General features: G+C 54.1%; 16 protein-coding genes. 9 read left to right on the forward strand and 7 right to left on the reverse strand.

Annotated elements, in window-relative coordinates; translation table 11 throughout:
- The first annotated feature begins 19 nt into the window (after window positions 1–19).
- The gene (locus OLX72_RS06635; protein ID WP_114871920.1) at window positions 20–514 is read left to right on the forward strand and encodes an FxsA family protein; all 495 of its coding nucleotides are present in this window, start codon (window positions 20–22) and stop codon (window positions 512–514) included.
- A 54-nt stretch (window positions 515–568) separates the two neighbouring features.
- The gene (gene secB / locus OLX72_RS06640) at window positions 569–1,075 is read left to right on the forward strand and encodes a protein-export chaperone SecB (protein ID WP_114871919.1); all 507 of its coding nucleotides are present in this window, start codon (window positions 569–571) and stop codon (window positions 1,073–1,075) included.
- Here secB and dnaQ read toward each other — a convergent pair.
- Genes dnaQ through OLX72_RS06660 form a run of 4 tightly spaced genes read right to left on the reverse strand, consistent with a single transcriptional unit; the run spans window position 1,072 to window position 3,773 of the window.
- On the reverse strand, window positions 1,072–1,761 hold the full coding sequence (dnaQ, locus tag OLX72_RS06645; RefSeq protein WP_433990091.1) for a DNA polymerase III subunit epsilon: 690 nt from the start codon (window positions 1,759–1,761) through the stop codon (window positions 1,072–1,074). The two genes, secB and dnaQ, sit on opposite strands and share 4 nt — an antisense overlap.
- Window positions 1,754–2,347 carry a dephospho-CoA kinase gene (gene coaE, locus OLX72_RS06650; RefSeq protein WP_114871917.1) on the reverse strand — a complete coding sequence of 198 codons (594 nt, stop codon included), beginning with the start codon at window positions 2,345–2,347 and terminating at the stop codon, window positions 1,754–1,756. The genes dnaQ and coaE overlap by 8 nt, the downstream gene beginning before the upstream one ends.
- Entirely contained in the window at window positions 2,344–3,177 is an 834-nt protein-coding gene (locus OLX72_RS06655; protein WP_114871916.1) for a shikimate dehydrogenase, read from the reverse strand. Before OLX72_RS06655 ends, coaE begins: the two co-directional genes overlap by 4 nt.
- Complete coding sequence (locus tag OLX72_RS06660; protein ID WP_433990440.1) at window positions 3,174–3,773, reverse strand: Maf family protein; 600 nt, start codon at window positions 3,771–3,773, stop codon at window positions 3,174–3,176. The genes OLX72_RS06655 and OLX72_RS06660 overlap by 4 nt, the downstream gene beginning before the upstream one ends.
- A 417-nt stretch (window positions 3,774–4,190) precedes the next feature.
- Between OLX72_RS06660 and OLX72_RS06665 the strand changes: the two genes are divergently transcribed.
- The 7 genes from OLX72_RS06665 to OLX72_RS06695 all read left to right on the forward strand — a co-directional run bounded on the left by OLX72_RS06665 (window position 4,191) and on the right by OLX72_RS06695 (window position 11,609).
- Window positions 4,191–4,640: a CopD family protein gene (locus OLX72_RS06665; RefSeq protein WP_205389313.1), complete on the forward strand. Its 450-nt coding sequence runs from the start codon at window positions 4,191–4,193 to the stop codon at window positions 4,638–4,640.
- A 124-nt stretch (window positions 4,641–4,764) separates the two neighbouring features.
- A complete protein-coding gene (gene rho / locus OLX72_RS06670; protein ID WP_114871915.1) occupies window positions 4,765–6,066 on the forward strand; it encodes a transcription termination factor Rho in 1,302 nt (433 codons plus the stop codon).
- Between the two features lie 29 nt (window positions 6,067–6,095).
- Window positions 6,096–7,382 (forward strand): tRNA uridine-5-carboxymethylaminomethyl(34) synthesis GTPase MnmE, encoded by a 1,287-nt coding sequence (gene mnmE / locus OLX72_RS06675; protein WP_114871914.1) that lies wholly within the window; start codon window positions 6,096–6,098, stop codon window positions 7,380–7,382.
- A gap of 4 nt (window positions 7,383–7,386) precedes the next feature.
- Window positions 7,387–9,267 (forward strand): tRNA uridine-5-carboxymethylaminomethyl(34) synthesis enzyme MnmG, encoded by a 1,881-nt coding sequence (gene mnmG, locus OLX72_RS06680; protein ID WP_433990092.1) that lies wholly within the window; start codon window positions 7,387–7,389, stop codon window positions 9,265–9,267.
- Window positions 9,264–9,884, forward strand: coding sequence for a 16S rRNA (guanine(527)-N(7))-methyltransferase RsmG (gene rsmG / locus OLX72_RS06685; protein WP_433990093.1), 621 nt, complete (start codon window positions 9,264–9,266; stop codon window positions 9,882–9,884). Before mnmG ends, rsmG begins: the two co-directional genes overlap by 4 nt.
- Entirely contained in the window at window positions 9,877–10,686 is an 810-nt protein-coding gene (locus OLX72_RS06690; RefSeq protein WP_433990094.1) for a ParA family protein, read from the forward strand. The genes rsmG and OLX72_RS06690 overlap by 8 nt, the downstream gene beginning before the upstream one ends.
- A 17-nt stretch (window positions 10,687–10,703) precedes the next feature.
- The gene (locus OLX72_RS06695) at window positions 10,704–11,609 is read left to right on the forward strand and encodes a ParB/RepB/Spo0J family partition protein (protein WP_433990095.1); all 906 of its coding nucleotides are present in this window, start codon (window positions 10,704–10,706) and stop codon (window positions 11,607–11,609) included.
- Here the strand turns inward: OLX72_RS06695 and hemW are convergent.
- From hemW to rph, 3 genes are read right to left on the reverse strand one after another with little or no spacing between them, the layout of a single operon-like run.
- Window positions 11,606–12,763 (reverse strand): radical SAM family heme chaperone HemW, encoded by a 1,158-nt coding sequence (hemW, locus tag OLX72_RS06700; protein ID WP_433990096.1) that lies wholly within the window; start codon window positions 12,761–12,763, stop codon window positions 11,606–11,608. The two genes, OLX72_RS06695 and hemW, sit on opposite strands and share 4 nt — an antisense overlap.
- Entirely contained in the window at window positions 12,756–13,367 is a 612-nt protein-coding gene (rdgB, locus tag OLX72_RS06705) for an RdgB/HAM1 family non-canonical purine NTP pyrophosphatase (RefSeq protein ID WP_433990097.1), read from the reverse strand. The genes hemW and rdgB overlap by 8 nt, the downstream gene beginning before the upstream one ends.
- Window positions 13,364–14,077 (reverse strand): ribonuclease PH, encoded by a 714-nt coding sequence (rph, locus tag OLX72_RS06710; RefSeq protein WP_114872492.1) that lies wholly within the window; start codon window positions 14,075–14,077, stop codon window positions 13,364–13,366. Before rph ends, rdgB begins: the two co-directional genes overlap by 4 nt.
- Window positions 14,078–14,105: the final 28 nt, after the last annotated feature.

Here is a 14,105-nt window from a genome sequence, read left to right on the forward strand (position 1 = left end):
AGTCGAAAGGACGCCGATCATGTGGTTGTTATTAGCCTTTTTAGCCATTCCACTGGTCGAGATCGCGCTGTTTATCCAGATTGGCGGTGCTATTGGTCTTGGCTGGACGCTTGCGATTGTCGTTTTTACCGCAATTCTCGGGGCGTGGCTTGTACGCACCCAAGGGCTCATGGCGATGGGGCAGTTGCGGTCTTCTTTTTCGCAGATGCAGGACCCGACAGAGCCTTTGGCCCATGGTGCCATGATCCTGTTTGCCGGGGCATTGCTGCTGACTCCTGGTTTTTTTACGGATGCGGTGGGGTTTTCTTTGCTGGTTCCGCCCATACGGTCTGCGATTTACCAGTTTCTCAGATCGCACATTAAAGTACAAAGCTTTGATATGGGCGGCGACACGCATCCAAGGCCGCGCGACCACTCAACAGGCGGCGACGTGATCGATGGCGAATTCGAAGAGGTCAAAACCCCGTCAGATCAGCCCGACAACCGGAAGAATACACGTATACCCAAGGATTGAGACTGCCCGATCAAGCTGATAAGGCGCGGGCAAACAGTTTATCAGGAGATCATCATGGCCGAGAATGGCACAACCGCAGGAAAAGACGAACAAGCACAACCGCCGCAGGTACAAATGCGTATTCTGGGCCAGTTCATTCGCGATTTGTCGTTTGAAAACATCATGGCCCAAAAGGGCGTAAGTGGCGATGTACAACCGGACATTCAGGTTCAGGTAAACCTTGATGCCAAGAAACGCGGCGTCGAGCATCAGTTTGAAGTTTCGATCAAACTGAATGTCACGTCAAAGGCCAAGGAAAGCGGCGCGGAGTTGTTCCTGCTGGAAATCGACTATGTCGGCATTTTCCACGTCGAAGGCGTTCCGGAAGATCAGATGCACCCGTATCTTTTGATCGAATGCCCGCGGATGATTTTCCCCTTCCTGCGGCGCGTCGTCAGCGATGTGACCCGGGATGGCGGTTTCCCACCCCTCAATCTGGAAAACATCGATTTTCTGCAGTTATATCGCAGTGAAATCGCGCGCCGTCAGGCGGCCGAGGCCGCGCCCAAAGCCGACGCTTAAGCTTTCGACCACAAACACGCGTCGCCCAGCGTCTTTACAAACTCTGCGTGGGCGGCGCGTTCTTCTGGTGTCACCCTTGATGCAAGCCGATGCGGGCGCGCCGTCGGTCGCCAGACCTGCTCTGATGCGTCTGACTCCGTTTGCGAAGCTGCGGTATTCAAGCCGAAATCAGGCTGCCGCCCGCCGACCAGTTCAAGATAAACCTCGGCCAGAATTTCAGAATCAAGAAGCGCCCCGTGCAGTGTGCGCGACGAATTGTCGATGTTGAACCGGCGGCACAAGGCATCAAGCGACGCCGGTGAACCGGGGAATTTCTTTCGGGCAATTGCAAGGGTATCAATCGCCCTTTCCCACGGCAGAGCCTGCTTTTTGACCCAGCCAAGCTCTGCATTCAGAAATTTCATATCAAAAGCGGCGTTGTGAATAACCAGTTGGGCATCTCCGATGAAATCCAGAAAATCTTGGGCGATAAGCGCAAAAACCGGCTTGTCGCGCAAGAAATCGTCGCCCAGACCGTGCACTTCGAAGGCCTCATTCGGCATTGCACGTTCAGGATTAATATATTGGTGAAACGTAGCGCCCGTTGCGACGTGATTGAATAGTTCAACGGCCCCGATTTCCACGATACGGTCCCCGCTTTCGGGATCAAAACCTGTGGTTTCGGTATCCAGTACGATTTCACGCATCAGCCTGTTTTCCCCGTATGTCTTTCAGAATATCGTGCACCTGTGCGGCGGCATGTTCAACCGTATCCGTGATCACAACGTAATCGGCACGCGCGCGCTTTTCAGCATCCGGCATTTGTTTGGACAGGATATGTTCGAACTGGGCTTCCGTCATGGTCGCGCGCTGCAAGACCCTTTCGCGCTGCTGCTTTGCCCCGATCGAAACAACAACGACCGCATCCATCTGTGCATCGGTCCCGTTTTCAAACAAAAGCGGAATATCAAAAACCGTCACATCAGCATCCGATTTTGCCAGAAAGGCCGCGCGGTCCTGCGCGACAAGCGGATGCACGATCTGTTCGATCTTTTTCAGCGCGCCGGGGTCTTTTTCGATAATCTGCTTCAAAGCGGCTCTGGAAACCGCACCGTCCTTGATGGCATCAGGAAACACTGCCCCAATTGGGTCCACGGCATCGCCACCCACATCATAGAGCCGGTGCACAGCCGCATCTGCATCCCAGACGGCGCACCCTTCTTTTTCGAACAGCTTTGCCGTTGTGGATTTTCCGGTTCCGATTGATCCGGTCAGACCCAGCCGGAACGTCATTTCAGAACGACCGCTCTGGTTTCGCTGTCGACCTCCGGTCGCTTTCCAAACCAGCGTTCAAACGCGGGCACGGCCTGATACAACAACATACCCAGGCCATCCACCGTTATGCATCCCGCCGCTTCGGCCTCGGTCAGCAGGTTGGTTTTCAAGGGGGTGTATACCAGATCCGTCACCACTGTGCCCTTTCTCAACCCATCCAGCGGAACCCGCAATTCCGGTTTTCCGATCATCCCAAGAGACGTGGTATTGATGACGATTGCCGCGTCTTCCATAAGGTTGCCCGCCTGCACCCAATCCACCACAGTCACGCGTTTTCCGAAATCATCGCGTAGTTTTTCAGCGCGAACGCGGGTTCGGTTGGTTAGCAGGATTTCCGGAACACCGCTATCGGCAAGAGACGCAACAACTGCTCGCGCAGCCCCGCCTGCACCCAGAACCACAGCTGGCCCCGATTTCGGGTTCCACGCCGGCGCGCCCTGTTTCAGGTTTTCGATAAACCCGAAGCCATCGGTGTTATCGGCGTGAATTTTTCCATCTTTTCTGAATATCAGAGTGTTTGCAGCACCGATCAGCGTTGCCCTGTCTGTCACCAGATCAGCGACTTTCATCACGGTTTCCTTGTGCGGAATTGTAACGTTCACACCGACAAATCCCATTTTTGGCAAGGTTCTGATAACCTGTTCCAGGTTATCTGTCGCGACGTCCATGGGAATGTAAAACCCGGGAATACCGTATTTTCGGAGCCAGAACTGGTGCAGGGCAGGTGATCGGGAATGTGCGATCGGGCTGCCGATAACGCCAGCCAGCGGAATTCTTGGATGTGTCATTGTTCCAGGTCCCCTCGCAACATCAGAAAAGCCAGCAACTCCAGCAGGGGCAGGCCCAGGACATTAAAATAGTCGCCATCAACCCGGGTGAAAAGACGCACGCCTTCTTCTTCCAGTTTGTAGCACCCCACCGCGTGGCGAATGCTTTGCCAGTTCCGGTCAACATATGCGTCGATATACGCATCGCTGCTTTGGCGCATCAACATGCGAACCTGTCCGACATGTCGCCAGATCGGGCGACCGTTTTCATAAATCACGGCCGCGGACAAAAGCATATGCCGCTGTCCCCGCATCATCTTGAGCTGTGCGCGCGCCGTATCCCGACTGTCGGGCTTGGCCAGTATTGTGCCCTGAAAATCCAAAACCTGATCGCACCCCAGAACCAGCGCGTCAGTGTGTTTTTCGCTGACTTTCCGTGCTTTCATCTCTGCCAGCGCGTCCGCGATGTCGCGTGGGCTGGCCAGTTCGACCTCTAGCGACCGTCGCACCATATCTTCGTCCACGCGCGCCACCTGTTTAACGAACGAAACTCCGGCATTTTTCAGCAATTGCGCCCTGATTTCGGACCCTGATGCCAGCACCAGCGTGGTGTTCATGTGGATAACCCTGTTTGCATCTGTCGGGATGCCTTTGTTTTGCTGCATGCCTGTTTGCCGGAAATTCCCATCGCGGACAATAGATCGAACAAGTGACGGATTTTCAGGGATCCTTTCATGTTTTGTTAAGCATGGAACAAGAACAACGGCATCTCTGTGCGTGGCATGTGGTTTCCACCGGTTATACCAAATTCGTCCACAGTGCTTCTGCTGGCAATTTTCTCATAAACATCTGATAAATAATAATAATACTCTGACACTCACCACGCCTTGGTATCATGCAGAAAGTTATCCCGTTGAGGATGAAACATGGGATAAGAATATGATCCACAGGTTTTGCGATCCCTACTTAATCATCATCCTTTTTCTTTTCTTTATTTATTATTAAGTAAGCCAAAGCTTAGAACGGGACTGATGATGACAGATTTACTGGCCAGCCTTTACCCATGGACAAAGTCTTTTCACATTATCGCAGTGATCGCATGGATGGCAGGTTTGTTCTATCTTCCAAGACTGTTTGTTCATCACGTTGAACAGGCCGACAAGGTTGACGGCCTTTCCCCAGTGTTTGAAATGATGGAATACAAGCTGCTTAGGCTGATCATGAATCCGGCAATGTTCGCCGTCTGGATCGCCGGTCTATGTCTGGTGTTCACGCCCGGTATTGTTGATTGGTCATCGGTCTGGCCCTGGACCAAGGCAATCGCCGTACTGGCCATGACATGGTTTCATCATTGGCTGGCGTTACGCCGCAAGGATTTTGTGGCAGGCAAGAATGTTGTAACCGGCCGCACCTACCGGATCATGAACGAAGTTCCGACAATCCTGCTGATTGTGATTGTCCTGTCTGTGGTTGTGAAATTCTAGCCAGAATTGACAGATCCTGCTGGCCGGATTACACAGCAGGCAATCCAGCCCGTCCGGGTACCGGTACTTTCCGAATTTTCATCTTTGCGCTCACGAAAGTGGTGCGACTTAAGGACTGTTTATAATGACAGATGTTGTTGATCCTGTTTCCGACGAAACACCAGAAACGCTTAACCTTGCCGATCTGAAGGCAAAAACACCCAAAGACCTTCTTTCGATGGCGGAAGAGCTTGAGATCGAAAATGCATCGACCATGCGCAAAGGCGACATGATGTTCCAGATCCTGCGCGAACGCGCGGATGAGGGATGGGAAATTTCCGGCGATGGCGTGCTGGAGGTTTTGCAAGACGGGTTTGGTTTTCTGCGGTCGCCCGAGGCGAACTATTTGCCGGGTCCGGATGATATCTATGTGTCCCCTGATATGATACGTCAGCACTCCTTGCGCACCGGTGATACAATCGAAGGCGTGATGAGCGCGCCGGGCGACAACGAGCGCTATTTTGCGCTGACCAATGTGACGCGGATCAATTTCGAAGACCCCGAAAAGGCCCGGCACAAGATCGCGTTCGACAACCTGACGCCGCTCTACCCGGACGAGCGTCTGACAATGGAAATCGAAGACCCGACGATCAAGGATCGTACAGCGCGGATCATCGATCTGGTTGCGCCGATCGGGAAAGGCCAGCGATCATTGATTGTTGCTCCGCCAAGAACGGGTAAAACGGTGATCTTGCAGAATATTGCCAACTCGATCGAAAAGAACCATCCGGAGTGCTATCTGATCGTTCTGCTGATCGATGAGCGGCCTGAAGAGGTCACCGATATGCAACGCTCTGTGAAGGGCGAGGTGGTGTCTTCGACATTTGATGAACCAGCGACACGACATGTTGCGGTATCCGAAATGGTGATCGAAAAGGCAAAGCGTCTGGTCGAACACAAGCGCGACGTAGTTATCCTGCTGGATTCGATTACCCGTCTGGGGCGTGCGTTCAACACGGTTGTTCCGTCATCGGGCAAGGTTCTGACCGGTGGTGTGGATGCCAATGCGCTGCAACGACCGAAACGGTTTTTCGGTGCGGCCCGCAACATTGAAGAGGGCGGATCGCTTACAATCATTGCCACCGCACTGATTGATACTGGCTCGCGCATGGATGAAGTTATCTTTGAGGAATTCAAGGGTACCGGTAACTCTGAAATTGTTCTGGATCGCAAGATTGCTGACAAACGCGTATTCCCTGCGATCGACATTTTGAAATCGGGAACCCGAAAAGAAGAACTGCTTGTCGATAAGGTAGACTTGCAGAAAACTTTTGTGCTGCGTCGTATCCTGAACCCGATGGGAACGACAGATGCGATCGAATTTCTGCTTTCGAAACTGAAGCAAACCAAGTCAAACTCAGAGTTCTTTGACTCGATGAACACGTAATAACTGTTTAATAACAGTGTGTTAAGCTGATGGATACAATTTTTGCCCTGGCAACGGCGCCCGGTAAGGCGGGCGTTGCTGTTGTCCGGATATCGGGGCCTTTGGCGCATCAGGCAGGTACGCTTTTATGTGGATCTTTGCCTGAACCAAGGCATACGGCTTTGCGTGATGTGCGCGACAGCCAAGGAAATTTGATCGATACTGCTTTGGTTCTGTGCTTTCAGGGGCCGGCCAGCTTTACCGGCGAAGATGTGGTAGAGCTTCAAGTGCACGGCAGCGTCGCGGTTACATCTGCCGTGCTGCGGCTTCTGTCACAGCAACCGGGGCTGCGGATGGCCGAGCCGGGGGAATTCACCCGGCGCGCTTTGGAAAACGGGCGGCTTGATCTGGCGCAGGTCGAAGGCCTGGCCGATCTTATTGATGCGGATTCAGAAGCGCAAAGACGGCAGGCGCAGCGTGTCCTGTCGGGCGAACTGGGCCGACTGGCGCAGGACTGGCGCCAGAAACTGATCCGCGCTGCCGCATTGCTGGAAGCGACAATAGACTTTGCCGATGAAGACGTTCCTACCGACGTGACGCCGGAGGTGAGCGCGCTGCTGACTTCTGTGCAGACCGACATGGAAAAGGAAATTGTCGGGGTCCAGATCAACGAACGCATTCGCTCCGGGTTCGAGGTGGCTATTGTTGGCGCCCCGAATGTTGGTAAGTCCACGTTGCTGAATGCGTTGGCCGGACGGGATGCGGCGATTACTTCAGAATATGCCGGCACCACGCGAGATGTTATCGAAGTTCGGATGGAACTGGGCGGGCTGCCTGTGACGCTTCTTGATACCGCTGGCTTGCGGGAAACAGATGACTTTGTCGAAGGTATCGGAATTTCGAGGGCGGTCCAGCGCGCTGATCTGGCTGATATCAGGGTTTTTCTGGGCGAGACTTCAGAAGATTTGGGGATCTCGATCAAACCGGAAGATATCGTTCTTCGACCCAAGGCCGACATGTTGTTTGACCGAACCGATGCTGTTTCGGGTAAGACGGGCGAGGGGATTTCCGAATTGGTGACGCGCTTGACGAGCACCCTATCAACCAGAACGGCGCAGGCCGGGATCGCAACCCGCGAACGGCACCGAATAGCGATGGAAAGAGCAAATGCGGGGTTGGCCAAGGCGCAAGAAGTTCTGGGACAGGGCAGTGATCAATATGATATTGCCGCAGAGGAGTTGCGATCGGCGATTCGAGCCCTTGAATCTCTTGTCGGGCATGTCGATGTAGAAAACCTGCTGGATGAAATCTTTGCCAGCTTCTGTCTTGGTAAATGAGGGGATGTTTCACGTGAAACATTCGGATTTTGATGTAATCGTGATTGGCGGAGGGCACGCAGGCGCCGAGGCCGCCCATGCTGCTGCGCGTATGGGCGTAAGAACCGCGCTCGTTACGCTGACACGAATCGGTATTGGCGTAATGTCCTGTAATCCTGCCATTGGCGGGCTAGGAAAAGGTCATCTTGTACGCGAAATCGATGCAATGGATGGTGTTATGGGCCGCGTTGCGGACCGGGCAGGCATCCAGTTTCGGCTGCTGAACCGGCGCAAGGGGCCAGCGGTGCAGGGGCCGCGCGCGCAAGCGGACCGCAAGATTTACCAGACAGCGATGTTGCAGGAAACTGAAAGCCGGGAAAACCTTTCTATCCTGATCGGCGAGATTGTTGATTTCGTGATGCAGGGCAACCGTGTTTGTGGCGTCGTGCTTGATGACGGCAGCCAGATTTCATGTGGCGCGGTCATTCTGACGACTGGAACATTTTTGCGCGGCGTCATTCATATCGGGAACGTTTCGCGCCCGGGTGGGCGAATGGGCGACAAGCCATCTGTAAAGCTGGCCGAAAGGATTGATTCATTCGGACTTTCGATGGGCCGGCTAAAAACGGGTACTCCGCCGCGGCTGGATGGTCGGACGATCCGGTGGGACGCGCTTGAAATGCAACCGGGCGATGAAGACCCGACGATGTTCTCTTTCCTGTCTGACCGACCCGAGGCGGCGCAGGTGTCTTGCGGGATCACGCACACAAACGCACAAACGCATGAAATCATTCGTGAAAACCTTGATCGTTCTGCGATGTATGGCGGGCATATCGACGGGATCGGGCCAAGATACTGCCCGTCTATCGAGGACAAGATCGTTCGCTTTGCAGATAAGGAATCGCATCAGATATTCCTTGAACCTGAAGGTGTAGATGATCCAACCGTTTATCCGAACGGCATTTCAACTTCGCTGCCCCAGGATGTTCAGGAAGCATATGTGCGTTCGATCTTTGGCCTGGAACAGGCCGTCATTCTGCAGCCGGGCTATGCCATCGAATACGATTATATCGATCCCCGGGCGTTGACGCCGCGTCTGTCTCTCAAGGATGTCGAGGGGCTATATCTGGCCGGACAGATCAACGGCACAACAGGATATGAAGAAGCTGCAGCGCAGGGGCTAGTCGCAGGCCTGAATGCGGCGCTTGAAGTGACTGGCAAAGAGCCGACTGTTTTCAGCCGTTCTGACAGCTATATCGGTGTGATGATCGATGATCTGACAAGCCGTGGTGTGTCAGAGCCCTATCGCATGTTTACATCGCGGGCGGAATTCCGGCTTTCTTTGCGCGCAGACAATGCGGACCAAAGGCTGACACCTGTTGCGCAGGCACTTGGATGCGTGTCGGACCGGCGGAATGCGGCGTTCAACACAAAAATGGACAAACTTGATCGGGGCAGAATGGTGCTTTCTGCGCGGACATTTACGCCGAAGGAAGCAAACAAGGCTGGCCTGACCGTAAAAGAGGACGGTTCGAAGAGGACCGGCTTTGATATTCTGGCCTTCCCCAATGTCGGCTGCAAAGATCTGGAGGCGTTGATCCCAGAACTGTCAGATCTGGATATCCCGACAAGGGTACAGTTGGAGCGGGACGCTTTGTATGCGCATTATATCCTGCGGCAAGAACGGGATGTTGAGGCGCTGAAACGTGATGAAAATCAAAAGCTTCCGCCCGATATGAGCTTTGAGGGCATCAGCGGATTGTCAAATGAACTCAAGGCCAAATTACAACAGGCGCGGCCGACAAACCTTGCGCAGGCCGCCCGGATTGACGGGATGACACCGGCCGCACTGGCGTTGGTGCTGGCCAAGATCCGTCAGGTTGATCGGGCAAAGCGCGCCCTATGACAGATCAGGGCCGGGTCTTGCAGGAGTTGAATGTTTCACGTGAAACATCCGATAAACTACGTTGCTACGCCAATCTGTTGGAAAAGTGGAATCCCAAAATTAACCTCGTCTCGCGGGCCAGTCTTTCCGAGATGTGGACGCGGCATATGCTTGATTCCGCTCAAATGTTCGCGCTGTCCGGAGAAGTTGGGCATTGGGTTGATCTTGGGAGTGGCGGGGGCTTTCCCGGACTGGTCGTCGCGTGTATCGCAAGCGAAAAATCACCCGCTACACTGTTTACCCTGATCGAAAGCGATCAAAGGAAATCGGCATTCCTGCGCACTGTGATCCGCGAAACCGGCGTGAACGCGACCGTTCTGACCGAGCGCGTGGAAAGTGCCGCGAAGCAGAATGCAAACACGCTGTCAGCGCGCGCGCTTGCCGATCTGGACCAGCTGTTGGAGTACACAGAGCGCCATCTTGCAGAAAGTGGCACGGCCCTGTTCCCAAAGGGGCAGACGTGGGAAAAAGAAGTCGAAACCGCACGATCCAGATGGTCATTTGAGTGTGAGGCGATTAAAAGTATAACGGAATCCGGAGCCGTCATTCTGAAAATCAAGGGAGCATTGCGTGTTTGATCCAACCCGTCCGGCAGGTCCGAAAATAATCGCAGTTGCCAACCAGAAAGGCGGTGTCGGAAAGACAACGACGACAATCAACCTGGCTGCGGCCCTTGTTGAAAAAGGCTGCCGTGTTCTGGTTGTTGATCTGGACCCGCAGGGAAACGCATCAACCGGGCTGGGGATTGATGTGGATGACCGAGACCTGACAACATACGAGCTTTTGCTGGAAGATGTTGATTTGAGTGAGATTATTCAAACAACATCGAATGAGGGTCTGTATGTGATTCCAGCAACGGTAGACCTCAGTTCGGCTGATTTAGACCTGATGGCGAATGAAAAGCGCAGCTTTTTGTTGCATGATGCCTTGCGCCAGACAGCCATGGATGCATTTGCATTTGATTTTATCCTGATCGATTGTCCGCCATCGCTCAACCTGTTGACGGTTAATGCAATGGTGGCCGCGCATTCTGTTCTGGTTCCTTTGCAGGCGGAATTTTTTGCGCTGGAAGGGCTTTCGCAATTGATGCTTTCTGTGCGCGAGGTCCGCCAGACGGCAAATGCGAATTTGCGGATCGAAGGGATCGTTCTGACAATGTATGATCGCCGAAATAATCTGTCGCAACAGGTCGAACAGGACGCACGCGATAATCTGGGCGATCTGGTGTTTTCCACCAAAATCCCGCGAAATGTCAGGGTAAGCGAGGCACCATCCTATGCTGTGCCGGTGTTGAACTACGATACGACATCCAAGGGTGCCGAAGCGTATCGTGCCTTGGCGCGGGAAATCTTGAAAAAACATGCAAGCGTTGCAGCGTAAACTCCGGAGGCAAGAATATGGCAGATGAAAAAAACAAAAGAAGGGGCCTGGGCCGGGGGCTGTCTGCGCTTATGGCGGACGTGTCTGCGCAACCTGACGGAGATGCACCCGAACAGCCGCGCCGCCCGGAGCTGTTTGTTCCGATTGAACGGATTGTGCCCAATCCGAACCAGCCGCGCCGCCGTTTTTCCGAAGATGATCTGAATGATTTGGCCGCATCAATTTCCGAAAAGGGAGTTATCCAGCCGCTGATCGTGCGCCAACAGGGCGGCGGCAACTATGAAATCGTTGCTGGTGAACGTCGCTGGCGCGCTGCGCAACTGGCAAAACTGCACGAATTGCCCGTTCTGGTTCGCGATTTTGATGATGTCGAGGTTCTGGAAGTCGCAATTATCGAAAACATCCAGCGCGCTGATCTTAACCCAATCGAAGAGGCGGCGGCTTTTCGGCAGCTTATGGAAAAATTCGGACATACTCAGGAAAAGCTGGCAGAGGCGCTGGGAAAAAGCAGAAGCCATATTGCGAACCTGATGCGGCTTTTGCAGTTGCCTGATGATGTTCTGGATCTTGTCCGGGGCGGCTCTCTTTCGGCGGGGCATGCGCGCGCATTGATTATGGCGGCCGAGCCATCGAGGCTGGCCGCACAGATCGTAAAAGGCCAGCTGTCGGTGCGCCAGACAGAAGCCCTGGTGAAAAAAGCCAACACAAAAGACGCTGACGGGTTGAAGCCGAAACCACCCAAGGTTTCCGGATCGGCGGAAAAAGACGCAGACACCAAAGCGCTTGAAGGGGATCTGTCTGCGGCACTTGGAATGAACGTGGCGGTTAATCACAAGGCAGACAGCGAAATGGGTGATGTGGTGATTTCGTACAAGTCTTTGGACGATCTGGATGAAATTTGCCGGATTCTAAGCGCCCGTTAGGTGGGCAAAAGTTCACGGATTACCGCGTTTAGAACCATAAGTCCTTGTTTTGTAACGGAAATATTTGATCCCGTGTCGGCAATCATGCCAAGATGAACAAGAGATGAACGTGATTCAGCATCGGGTGGATGCCCGGCAAGGGCCGTATAACGATCAACATCAAGGCCGGACCGGATGCGCAGTGCCATCATCAGATATTCGCTGGCCTGATCTTCAAGAGAGATCAGATCGCGGGTTTTTTCACCGGTTCCCCGGTCAACAGACTCCAGCCATTTCTGCGGATTGCTCCAGCTTTCTGTAGCCAAACGCTGACCGCCTAGCGTTATGCGCCCATGCGCGCCCGGACCGATGCCGGCGTAATCACCGTAGCGCCAGTAAATCAGGTTATGGAGTGATTCAGAGCCGGGGCGTGCGTGATTGGACACTTCGTAAGCCGGGAGGCCGTGCGCTTCGCAAATGTCCTGAGTGATCTGGAACATGTCGGCCGCAAGGGTTTCATCGGGCAGGCCCCGCAATTTTCCAACGGCATACCGATCGCCAAAGGCGGTGCCGTCTTCGATCGTCAGCTGGTACAGGGAAAGATGATCGACGGCCATGGACAGCGCCAGGGTCAATTCCTGTTCCCAATCTGTCAGGGTCTGATCCTGTCGTGCGTAGATCAGATCAAAACTGACCCGCTCAAAGGTCTGGTGCGCGATATCAAAGGCTGCGCGAGCGTCGGCAACTGTATGGATGCGGCCCAGTCTTTTCAGATCCAGATCGTTCAAGGCCTGAATACCCATTGAAATCCGGTTTACGCCGCCATCCCGGAATGCCGTGAAACGACCCGCCTCTACCGAGCCGGGGTTGGCCTCAAGCGTGACTTCCAGATTATTTGAAGTTGGCCAGAACTTGCGTGCTGTTTCGATAATACCGGCAACAGTATCGGGATTCATCAGGCTGGGTGTGCCGCCGCCAAAAAAAATGGTGTTCAGGACACGGCCGGGCAATTCGGTTGCGATCCGTTCCAGTTCCTTTTGATACGCCCGCGCCCACGCCTTTTGATCGATGTTACGCGAGACATGGCTGTTGAAGTCGCAATACGGGCATTTTGCCTCGCAATAGGGCCAATGCACGTAAAGGCCGAAACCGCCCTGTTGCCAGTCTTCAGTCAAAACAGCCTGCGACAAGTTTTTTGAACGCGTCGGCCCGATGGCTGATCTTGTTTTTCTCCCACCGGTCCATTTCGCCGAATGTCACATCATACCCGTCCGGTACAAATATCGGATCATATCCGTGGCCTTGGTTGCCCCGCATCGGCCAGACCACCTGACCCGGCATTACGCCGGGAAACACTTCATCGTGACCATCCGGCCATGCAAGAACCAGAGTGCAGCAAAACCGTGCTTTTCGCGGGTAGGGTGCGTTGACGGCTTCAAGCTCGTTATGTGTACGGGTCATGGCCATGACAAAATCGCGGCCCGAAGGTGTTTCGGCCCAATCTGCGGTGTAGACGCCGGGCGCGTTACCCAGCGCCTCGATCTCGATTCCGCTGTCATCTGCCAAAGCAGGTAAGCCGGTTGCGCGCGCTGCGGCGTGCGCCTTGATACGGGCGTTGCCGGCGAAAGTCGCCTCCGTTTCATCAGGCTCTGCCAGATTCATTTCAGCGGCCCCGACAACGGACACGTCAAAAGGGGCAAGCAAAGCGGCGATTTCTTCCAGCTTTCCCTGATTGTGGGTCGCAACCAAAAGCGTTTTGTCGGTGAATTTACGCGTCATGCGGCAGCAGATTTTTGCAGCGCGACAAGTTCCGACACGCCTTTTTCCGCCAGATCCATCAGGGCATTCATCTGATCGCGCGAGTAGGTCGAGCCTTCCGCGCTCATCTGGACTTCGATCAACTGGCCCGATCCTGTCATGATAAAGTTTCCATCGACACCGGCTTCTGAATCTTCGGGATAATCAAGATCAAGAACCGGCTGTCCCGCGTAAATACCGCAACTGATCGCGGCCACAGGATCAATCAACGGATCACTGGTAACATCGCCGATTTTCATCAGTTTGTTGACTGCCAGTTTAAGAGCAACCCACCCCCCTGTGATTGATGCACAGCGGGTTCCGCCATCTGCCTGGATAACATCACAATCAATTGTGATCTGCCGTTCACCCAGGGCAACGCGATCTACACCGGCGCGCAATGACCGCCCGATCAGGCGCTGGATTTCAACAGTGCGCCCGCTTTGTTTCCCGGAAGCGGCCTCGCGGCGCATGCGGGTGTTTGTGGCGCGCGGCAGCATTCCGTATTCGGCCGTGACCCACCCCAGTCCGGATCCCTTGATAAAAGGCGGTACGCGGTCTTCGATTGTGGCTGTGCACAGAACATGGGTGTCACCCATTTTGATCAGACAAGAGCCTTCGGCGTGTTTTGTAACACCGGTTTCGATTGAAACGGCACGCATTTCGCTTAAATTTCTACCAGAGGGGCGCATTTTGTAATCCTTTTTGGGTTCCATCGGG

This window comes from Sulfitobacter sp. TBRI5, assembly GCF_051013555.1.
GTDB lineage: Bacteria > Pseudomonadota > Alphaproteobacteria > Rhodobacterales > Rhodobacteraceae > JL08.

Excerpts from the sequence above, each read along its gene's own strand:
- OLX72_RS06635 (WP_114871920.1), top strand. The coding sequence starts at position 20 with ATGTGGTTGTTATTAGCCTTTTTAGCCATTCCACTGGTCGAGATCGCG.
- secB (WP_114871919.1), top strand. The coding sequence starts at position 569 with ATGGCCGAGAATGGCACAACCGCAGGAAAAGACGAACAAGCACAACCG.
- dnaQ (WP_433990091.1), bottom strand. The coding sequence starts at position 1,761 with ATGCGTGAAATCGTACTGGATACCGAAACCACAGGTTTTGATCCCGAA.
- coaE (WP_114871917.1), bottom strand. The coding sequence starts at position 2,347 with ATGACGTTCCGGCTGGGTCTGACCGGATCAATCGGAACCGGAAAATCC.
- OLX72_RS06655 (WP_114871916.1), bottom strand. The coding sequence starts at position 3,177 with ATGACACATCCAAGAATTCCGCTGGCTGGCGTTATCGGCAGCCCGATC.
- OLX72_RS06660 (WP_433990440.1), bottom strand. The coding sequence starts at position 3,773 with ATGAACACCACGCTGGTGCTGGCATCAGGGTCCGAAATCAGGGCGCAA.
- OLX72_RS06665 (WP_205389313.1), top strand. The coding sequence starts at position 4,191 with ATGACAGATTTACTGGCCAGCCTTTACCCATGGACAAAGTCTTTTCAC.
- rho (WP_114871915.1), top strand. The coding sequence starts at position 4,765 with ATGACAGATGTTGTTGATCCTGTTTCCGACGAAACACCAGAAACGCTT.
- mnmE (WP_114871914.1), top strand. The coding sequence starts at position 6,096 with ATGGATACAATTTTTGCCCTGGCAACGGCGCCCGGTAAGGCGGGCGTT.
- mnmG (WP_433990092.1), top strand. The coding sequence starts at position 7,387 with ATGTTTCACGTGAAACATTCGGATTTTGATGTAATCGTGATTGGCGGA.
- rsmG (WP_433990093.1), top strand. The coding sequence starts at position 9,264 with ATGACAGATCAGGGCCGGGTCTTGCAGGAGTTGAATGTTTCACGTGAA.
- OLX72_RS06695 (WP_433990095.1), top strand. The coding sequence starts at position 10,704 with ATGGCAGATGAAAAAAACAAAAGAAGGGGCCTGGGCCGGGGGCTGTCT.
- rdgB (WP_433990097.1), bottom strand. The coding sequence starts at position 13,367 with ATGACGCGTAAATTCACCGACAAAACGCTTTTGGTTGCGACCCACAAT.
- rph (WP_114872492.1), bottom strand. The coding sequence starts at position 14,077 with ATGCGCCCCTCTGGTAGAAATTTAAGCGAAATGCGTGCCGTTTCAATC.